This is a genomic window from Burkholderia sp. HMSC10F09, assembly GCF_001806955.1.
GTDB lineage: Bacteria > Pseudomonadota > Gammaproteobacteria > Burkholderiales > Burkholderiaceae > Burkholderia > Burkholderia multivorans.
This window is the reverse complement of the sequence record NZ_KV786500.1, coordinates 1-9336: the sequence shown is the minus strand read 5'-3', so window position 1 is coordinate 9336 and position 9336 is coordinate 1. Positions and strand designations below refer to the sequence as shown.

Here is a 9336-nt window from a genome sequence, read left to right as displayed (position 1 = left end):
TCGCGGGTTCGAGTCCCGTCCGCTCCGCCAAACAAATGAAGAAGCCCGCCTTGCGCGGGCTTTTTCATTTGTGCTGTCGGGTTGCGCCCGCTTGCGGGCGCGTGACTGCGGAGGGGAGGAAGCCGCCTGCGCGGCTTCCGGCGGGACTCGAAGGGATGCGCGTGCACGCGCATCCGCGGCCTGCAGGATGTAGGCGAGTCCCGTCCGCTTTGCCAAACAAACGAAGAAGCCCGCCTCGTGCGGGCTTCTTCGTTTGTGCTTCCGGTTGCCGATGCGCAACGCGGGTCGACGAACGTAATCGCAGTACGCATTGCCGCGGTATTTATATTCGGTACGCCGAAGTAATCATCGAGAGCATCCGCGATACGGTTCCAGCCGCACGACAGGCTGCCGACGAAGGCCGTTGACCCCAAGCTGCGTGCCTCAATCACCATCCGGGTATACGACAATCGGCCCGTACACCGATGCCTGCCAGGTATGAATGCAGATCGCGTCGGTATTGGACGCTTGCTTCGCTTTACTTTAACTTTCGATGGGTCGTGCGCGGGCGAGGCTGTTCGGCCGTGCATGACATCCCGCATTGCGTCGTCGTGCCGGAAAACCGGCCGAACGAAGCAAGTCCAGACGCAATCATGCGGACAATGATTAGGGATGCTTTTTATATATAAGCGATGTCCGAAGAATCAGAATAATTCAACATGGAGTGGAGACCGATGAAGCTTGCGAAGTGGGTGGTCGGTGGGCTGGGCATGCTGAGCGTGCCCGCGTTCGCCCAAAGCAGTGTGACGTTATACGGCGTCATCGATACGGGCATCGAGTATGTGACGCATGCGAATGCGGCAGGCGACAGACTGGTCCGCATGCCGGGCATCACCGGCGAGGTGCCGTCGCGGTGGGGGCTGCGCGGCAGCGAGGATCTCGGCGGCGGCTTGAAGACGGTGTTTCAGCTCGAAAGCGGCTTCAATCCGCGCGGCGGCGATCTCGGTCAGGGCGGCAGACTGTTCGGCCGTCAGGCGTGGGTCGGGCTGCAAGGGCCGTGGGGCAAGCTGTCTTTCGGACGTCAGTACTCGATGACGTTCTGGGGGCTGACGGACTCGGACATCCTCGGCCCGGACATCTACGGCAGCGCGTCGCTCGACGCGTATATTCCGAACGCCCGCAGCGACAACGCGATCGCGTACATGGGCACGTTTCGAGGCTTGACGCTCGGCGCGATGTACTCGTTCGGCCGGGATTCCGCCGGCACCGGCAATTCGCCGGGGCAGGGCACCTGCGCGGGTTCGGTGGCGGGGCATTTCACGCAGTGCCGCCAGTGGAGCGCGATGATCAAGTACGACACGCAGACGTTCGGCGTGTCGGCTGCCTACGACGAACAGCGCGGCGGCGCGGGCGCGGCCGCGAACTTTTTCAACGGCGTGGCGCCGCTGGCACTGACCAGCGAGGGCGACAAGGACATCCGCATGCAGGTCAGCGGATACGGAAATATCGGCCCGGTAAAACTCGGCGCCGGCTGGGTCGGACGTCACGTCGAGACCGTGTCGCCGTCGGTGCCCGATGTGCGCTCGGACCTGTTCTTCGTCGGCGTTGCGTATCAGGTGACGCCTGCGGCGGTGCTCGACGGCGAAGCGTTCCGCATCGTCAATCGCGAGCAGAACACGCGAGCGACGATGACGACGCTGCGCGGAACGTATTTCCTGTCGAAGGCCACGGCCGCCTATCTGCAGGGTTCATATCTGTGGAATAGCGCCCACGCCCGTTACAGCCTGAGTTCCGGCGGCGGCGGCACGACGCCCGCCGCAGGCGTCGGTCAACTCGGCGTGATGGCGGGCATCCGGCACATGTTCTGAACGCGGCGCAGAACGTGCGCGGGCTCGCGTTCTGCCGGGCAGCCCGTGTGCATCGACAGCAGCGACACAGCAATCCGGCAAAGCCGGCACAGCCCCACGCGAGCGCGACGGGGCCACACAAAAACAAGCAATACAACTGGACGCGTGCCGGATCGTCGCATTCGGCACGAGAACCTCAGGTTTAAATGGAGACCCGAATGCGAAATATCGACGTATGCCAATTGTCCGACGGCGCGCGGTTTGGCCGGTTTCATGCCGGCATCCTGTTCTGGTGCGCGCTGATCATCATTTTCGACGGCTATGACCTCGCGGTGGTCGGCATCGCGCTGCCGTCGATCATGGCCGAGATGAAGGTCGGTCCGACCGGCGCCGGCTTGATGGTCAGCTCGGCGCTGTTCGGCATGATGCTGGGCGCCGTGTTTCTCGGCACGATCGCCGATCGCATCGGCCGCGTGCGTGCGATCGTCATCTGCATTCTGCTGTTCAGTATTTTTACCGCGGCGGCGGGCGTCGCTCACGAGCCGGTCACGTTCTGCATCGCGCGTTTTCTCGCCGGCCTCGGCATCGGCGGCGTGATGCCCAACGTCGTCGCGCAGATGAGCGAATTCTCGCCGCGCCGCATCCGCAGCACGCTGGTCACGCTGATGTTCAGCGGCTACTCGGTGGGCGGCATGCTGGCCGCGCTGGTCGGCAAGGCGATGATCGCCCGTTACGGCTGGCAGTCGGTGTTTATCGCGGCGGGTTTGCCGGTGCTGCTCGTGCCCGCGATTGTCGCGTACATGCCCGAATCGATGAGTTTTCTGATCCGCAAGGGGCGCACCGATACCGTCGGGCGCGTGCTGTCGCGCATCGAGCCTGGGTATCGGCCGCAACAGGGCGACAGCTTTTCGATCTCGGGCCAGGAGAAGGGCGACGCGCCGGGCATTCGCAGCCTGTTTGCCGATGGACGCGGCTTCAGCACCGTGATGCTGTGGGTCGCCTTTTTCATGTGCCTGTTCATGGTCTATGCGCTGAGTTCGTGGCTGACGAAGCTGATGGCCGGCGCGGGCTACAGCCTCGGCTCGGCATTGACGTTCGTGCTCGTGCTGAATTTCGGCGCGATGATCGGCGCGATCGGCGGCGGCTGGCTGGCCGACCGCTTCAACATGAAGCACGTGCTGGTCGCGATGTATGGGCTCGCGGCCGTGTCGATCGGCCTGCTCGGCGTGAAGGTGCCCGAGCCCGTGCTGTTCGTGCTGGTCGGCCTCGCCGGCGCATCGACGATCGGCACGCAGATCGTCACCTATGCGTTCGCCGGGCAGTTCTACCCGATGGCCGCCAAATCGACCGGGATCGGCTGGGCTTCCGGCGTCGGGCGCAGCGGCGCCATTCTGGCGCCGATCGTGATCGGCTTGCTGGTCAGTCAGGCGCTGCCGCTTCAGCAGAACTTCCTGGCCATCGCCGTGCCGGGGCTGATCGCGATGGTCGCCGTCGGCCTGATGCGCCCGCTCGAGCCGGTGCATGCGCAACGAAGCGTCGAAGCGGCGCAGGCCGACGTCGCGTAAGGCGGTGGTCGGGCGGGGCCGCGCGGCGATGCGTCGCGGCGGCGGCCCGCCCGCGCGGCGTTTTCGCCGTACTTGGGACAAGGGACATATCGCGGCGAGCCTGCCCGCAGCGGGCAGATTGCGGCGCGCGGACCGTGCGCCGGGACGATCCGGCGGCGCCCCGCGGCGGCGCGCTGTCCTGCCGGTTCGCCTTTTTTCCCGCCCACTGTTGTAATATCGGGCGTTTTGTCCAATACACCCCGTCACGCATGCTCGATTTCTTCCGTAATCACCAGCGCCTGATGATGGCGCTCCTGCTCCTGATCGTATTGCCGGGGCTGGGTTTCGTCGGGATCCAAGGTTTCCGCGGCTTCTTCGACGAAAGCGCGAACGTCGCGGCGGTCAACGGGCACAAGATCACGCGCGTCGAATTCGACGGCGCGTTTCGTCAGCAGATCGACCAGGCGCGTCAGGCGCTCGGCGCTCAGTTCGACATCAAGGCGTTCGATACGCCGGACCACCGCAAGCAGGTGCTCGACGGCCTGATCCAGCAGCGCGTGCTCGCCGATGAAACGCAGCGTCTGCATCTGACGGCCTCGGATAACGCCGTGCGCGAAGCGCTGCTGAGCGACCCGATGATCGCGTCGCTGAAGAAGCCCGACGGCTCGATCGACGTCGAACGCTATGCGCAGCTGATGTCGTTCCAGGGCATGACGCCCGAGCAGTATCAGGAGCGCGTGCGCTACAGCCTCGCGCTGCAGCAGATTCCGGCAAGCATCGTGTCGAGCGCATTTACGCCGAAGAGCCTCGCGCAGCGGCTGTCGGAGCTCGCCGCGCAGCAGCGTGAAGTGCAGGCGCTCGTGCTGAAGACGAGCGACTATGCGTCGAAGGTCCAGCCGACCGACGCACAGCTCGCCGCGTACTACGACGCGCACAAGCAGCAGTTCGCGACGCCCGAGACGGCGACGATCGAGTATCTCGTCTATTCGCCGGCCGCGGCCGCCGCGAGCGCGCAGCCGACCGACGCGGACATCAAGAAGTTCTACGACGACAACCCGACGCACTTCCGCACCGAAGCGCAGGTTCGCGTGAGCCACATCTTCATCGCGGCGGCGAGCGACGCGAGCGCCGCGGACAAGGCGGCCGCGAAGGCGAAGGCCGAGCAACTGCTCGCCGACGTGAAGGCGCACCCGGACCAGTTCGCGCAGATCGCCGAGAAGAACTCGCAGGACGCGCCGTCGGCGGCGAAGGGCGGCGATCTCGGCTTCATCACGCGCGGCTCGACCGCGGGCGGCAAGGCATTCGACGACGCGGCGTTCGCGCTGAAGCAAGGCGAGATCAGCGGCGTCGTGCAGTCCGATCTCGGCTTCCACATCCTGAAGGCGACCGACGTGAAGCCGTCGATCGTCAAGCCGTTCGCGGAAGTGAAGGACGAAATCGCCGCGACCCTGAAGCAGCAATACGCGGCGAAGGCATTCTCGGACAACGCGGAAGGCTTCACGTCGACCGTCTACGAGAAGGCGAAGAGCCTGCAGCCGGCCGCCGACAAGTACAAGCTGACGATCCAGACGGCGACCGTCACGCCGACGCCGAATCCGCAACTGCCGGCCACGAGCCCGCTGAACAACGCGAAGTTCCTCGCGGCGGTGTTCGCGAACGACTCGGTGAAGGCGCACAACAACACGCAGGCGATCGATGTCGGCAACAACACGCTGATCTCGGCGCGCGTGACCGACTACAAGCCGGCCGCCGTGCCCGCACTCGACGCGATCAAGGACGCCGTGCGCCAGAAGGTCGTCGCCGAGCAGGCTGCCGAACTCGCGAAGAAGGACGGCGCGGCGAAGCTCGCGGAACTGCAGAAGTCGAAGTCGACCGAAGGCTTCGCGGCCGCGCAGAAGATCTCGCGCACGCAATCGCAGGGCCTGAGCCCGGCCGCGCTGAGTGCCGTCTACAAAGTCGATCCCAAGACACTGCCCGCCTATGTCGGCGTCGATCTCGGTGCGGACGGCTATGCGATCTATCGCGTGAACGCGGTGATCCCCGGTTCGGCCGTCGATCCGCAGCAGCTGGCGGCCGCGCAGCAGCAGATGGCGCAGGTCGAGGCGCAGAGCGAAGGCGAAGCGTATCTCACCGCGCTGCGCGATCGCTCGAAGGTCAAGCTGTACGGTTCGACCGCGAGCCAGTCGCAGGGCAACGACGACTGAGCGCCGACTGAGCGTCGTTTCGCGCGCAACCTGATGCGCGTCGTGCGCCGCCCGGCGGCAGCGCGGCGCGAGCTGCATTCCGATCCCTGTCCGGCATTGCGCCGGCAGGGATTTTTCATTGGGGCGAACGCTTCAGCCGCGCGGCTTGCCGAGCAGCGGCTTCAGCGTCGGCCACACGTTGTCGAGCAGCACGCGCTGCGCCTGCTGCGTCGGATGGATCTGGTCGGACTGGAACATGTCGGGCTTGTTCTCGATGCCGGCAAGCAGGAATGGGACGAGCGGCACGTCGAGTTCCTTCGACAGCCGCGTATAGATCGCATGGAACTTCTGCGTGTAGTCGGGGCCGTAATTCGACGGCACGTACATGCCGACCAGCACGACTTTGGCGTGCGCGCGCCGCGCATCGGCGACGATGTCGCGCAGATTGCGCTCGGTCGTCGCGAGCGGCACGCCGCGCAGTGCGTCGTTCGCGCCGAGCTCGACGACGACGATCGAGGGCTTGAGCCGCTGCAGCACGGCCGGCAGCCGTGCACGGCCGCCGCTCGTGGTGTCGCCGCTGACGCTCGCATTCGCGACGCTATAATCGATTCGCTCCGTCGCGAGCCGTTGCTGCAGCAGCGCGACCCAGCCCGTGTCGCGCGGCAGCCCGTATTCGGCCGAGAGGCTGTCGCCGAGTACGGCGATCACCGGCTGTCCCGTGGTCGAGGTCGCGGCCGGCGTTGCGGCGGCGCGAGCGAATCCCGTCGCGGCCAGCGTGCCGCCCAGCAGCGCGACGAGCGCCGCGCGTCTTTTCCAGCGAAGTGTCCTGTCCATGTTCAAGATTACCGATCCGATCATCGAAGTGCATGACGTGTGCAAGCGGGTCGCCGACGCGACGGGCGAGCTGACGATCCTCGACGGCATCTCGCTCGCCGTGCGGCCCGGCAGCAGCCTCGCGATCGTCGGTGCGTCGGGGTCGGGCAAATCGACGCTGCTCGGCCTGCTTGCGGGATTGGACAGCGCAACGAGCGGCACGGTTCGGCTGCTCGGCCGCGCACTCGACCAACTCGACGAGGACGCGCGCGCCGCATTGCGCAACGGCTCGGTCGGCTTCGTGTTCCAGTCGTTCCAGCTGATGCCGCATCTGACTGCGCTCGAAAACGTGATGCTGCCGCTCGAACTGCAAGGCGGGATCGGCACGCGCGACGCGGCGGAGCGCGCACGGGCGCTGCTCGCGCAGGTCGGCCTCGCCGAGCGGACCGCGCATTATCCGAAACTGCTGTCGGGCGGCGAGCAGCAGCGCGTCGCGCTCGCGCGCGCCTTCGTCACGCGCCCGGCCATCCTGTTCGCGGACGAGCCGACCGGCAGTCTCGACGCGGCGACCGGCCACGCAGTGATCGACCTCATGTTCGAACTGAACCGCACGCACGGCGCGACGCTCGTGCTCGTCACGCACGATCCCGAGCTGGCGCGCCGCTGTGCGACGACAGTCACGCTCGATGCCGGGCGCATCGTCGCGTCGCACGCGGCATAAGGCGCCATAACGCCGCATGGCGCCGCATGACGCGGCGCAGCGCGCGACGGCTCGGTCGCCGTCCGCACGCGGCCGCGGCGGCGTGCGTCAGCGCTTGAGCGCCGCGCGTGCGCGCGCGATCAGCGCGGTCGTCGACGAGTCGTGCTTCGCGGTATCGACCGCGTCGGCCGCCAGATCGGCCTCGACGACCTTGCCGAGAATCTTGCCGAGCTCGACGCCCCACTGATCGAACGGATTGATGTCCCACACGGTCGCCTGCACGAGCACCTTGTGCTCGTAGAGCGCGATCAGCGCGCCGAGCGCGCGCGGCGTCAGCGCGTCGACGAGCAGCGTCGTCGTCGGGCGGTTGCCGGGGAAGGTCAGGTGCGGCGCGAGATCTTCCTTGCCGGGGCCGGCGACCTTGCGCGCTTCCTCGAGCGTGCGGCCGAGCATCAGCGCCTCGCTCTGCGCGAAGCAGTTCGCGAGCAGCTTCGGATGGTGACTTGCAAGCGGATGCTCGGGCGTCAGCACCGCGATGAAGTCGATCGGTACGATCGTCGGCCCCTGATGCAGCATCTGGAAGAACGCGTGCTGACCGTTCGTGCCCGGTTCGCCCCACGTGACGGCGGCGGTCGGATAGTCGACGAAGCGGCCGTCGAGGCGCGCCGACTTGCCGTTGCTTTCCATCTCGAGCTGCTGCAGATACGACGGCAGATAGTGCAGCGCTTCCGAATACGGCGCGACGAGATAGCTCTGCGAGCCGAAGAAGTTCCGATACCAGATGCCGATCAAGCCGAGCAGCACCGGCAGGTTGCGTTCGAGCGGCGCTTCGCGGAAATGGCGGTCCATGTCGTTCGCGCCGGCGAGCAGTTCGTCGAACTGCTCGGGGCCGATCGCGATCATGATCGACAGGCCGACCGCCGACCACAGCGAGTAGCGGCCGCCGACCCAGTCCCACATTTCGAACACGTTGTCGGCGGCGATCCCGAATTTCACGACCTCGGCCGGATTCGCCGAAACGCCGACGAAGTGCTTCGCGAGCGCATCCTCGGGGCAGCCCTTCGCGACGAACCAGTCGCGCAGCGAGCGCGCGTTCGTCATCGTCTCGAGCGTCGTGAACGTCTTCGACACGACGATCGCGAGCGTTTCTTCCGGCTCGACCTGCTCGAGCACGCGCGCGAGATCGGCGCCGTCGACGTTCGACACGAAATGCATCGAGATGTCGCGCGTCGCGACGTGGCGCAGCGCGTGCGTGACCATTTTCGGCCCGAGGTCGGAACCGCCGATGCCGATGTTGATCACGTGGCGGATCCGCTTGCCCGTGTGGCCCGTCCACGTGCCGCTGCGCACCGCGCGCGCGAACGTCGCCATCTTCGCGCGCTCCGCGCTCACCTGCGCATGGAAGGGCGCGTGCGGATCGGTCGCGCGCAGCGCGGTGTGCAGCGCCGCGCGGCCTTCGGTCGGGTTCACGATCTCGCCGGCGAACATCGCGTCGCGACGCGCTTCGACGCGCGCTTCGCGCGCGAGCTGCACGAGCAGGCGCAGCGTTTCGTCGGTGATGCGGTTCTTCGAGAAGTCGGCCGCGAGACCGCCGCCCGAGAACGTGAAGCGCTCGGCGCGCGTCGGCGCGGGGTCGTTCTGCGGCGCAAACCAGTCGCGCAGACGCGCGTGACGGATCTGTTCGAAGTGGGATTGAAGGGCAGTCCAGGCGGGGAGCGAATTCAGCGTCATGGCGGTTCGTGTGAAGCGTGAATCGGGAGGAATGCCGCGCCGGCGCGTCGGGATCGGACGGCCGGCGGACGAGGGCCCGCCGTGCGGCGGGGCAGTCAGTATAGCGGCGTTATGCGTCGGCGCGCGGCGACGAACGAAAAAGGCGATTGATCAGCGTGCGCACCGTCGGCGCCAGCTCGCCGGCAGTCAGGCCCACCGGCCCGGTGCCGGCCGCGGTCAGCGTGTCGGCGGCGAGCCCGTGCAGGTAGACGCCGGCGAGCGCCGCTTCGTACGGCGCGACGCGCTGCGCCAGCAGCGCGCCGATCAGGCCGCCGAGCACGTCGCCCGTGCCGCCCGTCGCGAGCGCCGCATTGCCGGTCGGATTCACCGCGAGCCGGCCGTCGGGCGCGGCGATGACCGTGCCCGCGCCTTTCAGCACGACGATGCTCGCGTAGCGCGCGGCAAGCGCCTGTGCGGCCGCGAGGCGGTCGCGCTGCACCGCGCGCGTGTCGCTGCCGAGCAGCCGCGCCGCTTCGAGCGGATGCGGCGTCAGCACGCAC

7 protein-coding genes are annotated in these 9336 nt (G+C 67.0%); 4 read left to right on the top strand and 3 right to left on the bottom strand.

The window, feature by feature from the left end; all coding sequences use genetic code 11:
• The first annotated feature begins 713 nt into the window (after positions 1-713).
• The 3 genes from HMPREF3115_RS00870 to HMPREF3115_RS00860 all read left to right on the top strand — a co-directional run bounded on the left by HMPREF3115_RS00870 (position 714) and on the right by HMPREF3115_RS00860 (position 5574).
• On the top strand, positions 714-1847 hold the full coding sequence (locus HMPREF3115_RS00870; RefSeq protein ID WP_070553212.1) for a porin: 1134 nt from the start codon (positions 714-716) through the stop codon (positions 1845-1847).
• Positions 1848-2044: 197 nt separating this feature from the next.
• Complete coding sequence (locus HMPREF3115_RS00865) at positions 2045-3391, top strand: MFS transporter (RefSeq protein ID WP_070553210.1); 1347 nt, start codon at positions 2045-2047, stop codon at positions 3389-3391.
• A gap of 248 nt (positions 3392-3639) precedes the next feature.
• The gene (locus HMPREF3115_RS00860) at positions 3640-5574 is read left to right on the top strand and encodes a SurA N-terminal domain-containing protein (RefSeq protein ID WP_069220167.1); all 1935 of its coding nucleotides are present in this window, start codon (positions 3640-3642) and stop codon (positions 5572-5574) included.
• Between the two features lie 132 nt (positions 5575-5706).
• On the opposite strand, the gene HMPREF3115_RS00855 is transcribed toward HMPREF3115_RS00860, so the two are convergent.
• Entirely contained in the window at positions 5707-6387 is a 681-nt protein-coding gene (locus HMPREF3115_RS00855; RefSeq protein ID WP_070553209.1) for an arylesterase, read from the bottom strand.
• On the opposite strand from HMPREF3115_RS00855, the gene HMPREF3115_RS00850 reads away from it, so the two are divergent.
• Complete coding sequence (locus tag HMPREF3115_RS00850) at positions 6386-7087, top strand: ABC transporter ATP-binding protein (protein ID WP_006408398.1); 702 nt, start codon at positions 6386-6388, stop codon at positions 7085-7087. The two genes, HMPREF3115_RS00855 and HMPREF3115_RS00850, sit on opposite strands and share 2 nt — an antisense overlap.
• Before the next feature lie 87 nt (positions 7088-7174).
• Here the strand turns inward: HMPREF3115_RS00850 and pgi are convergent, their stop codons facing one another.
• Both pgi and HMPREF3115_RS00840 read right to left on the bottom strand, forming a co-directional pair.
• Positions 7175-8797 (bottom strand): glucose-6-phosphate isomerase, encoded by a 1623-nt coding sequence (gene pgi / locus HMPREF3115_RS00845; RefSeq protein WP_070553207.1) that lies wholly within the window; start codon positions 8795-8797, stop codon positions 7175-7177.
• 109 nt (positions 8798-8906) lie between these two features.
• The coding region (locus HMPREF3115_RS00840) for an ADP-dependent NAD(P)H-hydrate dehydratase (protein WP_141751611.1) at positions 8907-9336 on the bottom strand (430 nt) is incomplete at its 5' end.

Bases quoted from the DNA above. Each gene is read 5' to 3' on its own strand.
- HMPREF3115_RS00865 (WP_070553210.1), top strand. From the start codon at position 2,045: ATGCGAAATATCGACGTATGCCAATTGTCCGACGGCGCGCGGTTTGGC.
- HMPREF3115_RS00855 (WP_070553209.1), bottom strand. From the start codon at position 6,387: ATGGACAGGACACTTCGCTGGAAAAGACGCGCGGCGCTCGTCGCGCTG.
- HMPREF3115_RS00870 (WP_070553212.1), top strand. From the start codon at position 714: ATGAAGCTTGCGAAGTGGGTGGTCGGTGGGCTGGGCATGCTGAGCGTG.
- pgi (WP_070553207.1), bottom strand. From the start codon at position 8,797: ATGACGCTGAATTCGCTCCCCGCCTGGACTGCCCTTCAATCCCACTTC.
- HMPREF3115_RS00850 (WP_006408398.1), top strand. From the start codon at position 6,386: ATGTTCAAGATTACCGATCCGATCATCGAAGTGCATGACGTGTGCAAG.
- HMPREF3115_RS00860 (WP_069220167.1), top strand. From the start codon at position 3,640: ATGCTCGATTTCTTCCGTAATCACCAGCGCCTGATGATGGCGCTCCTG.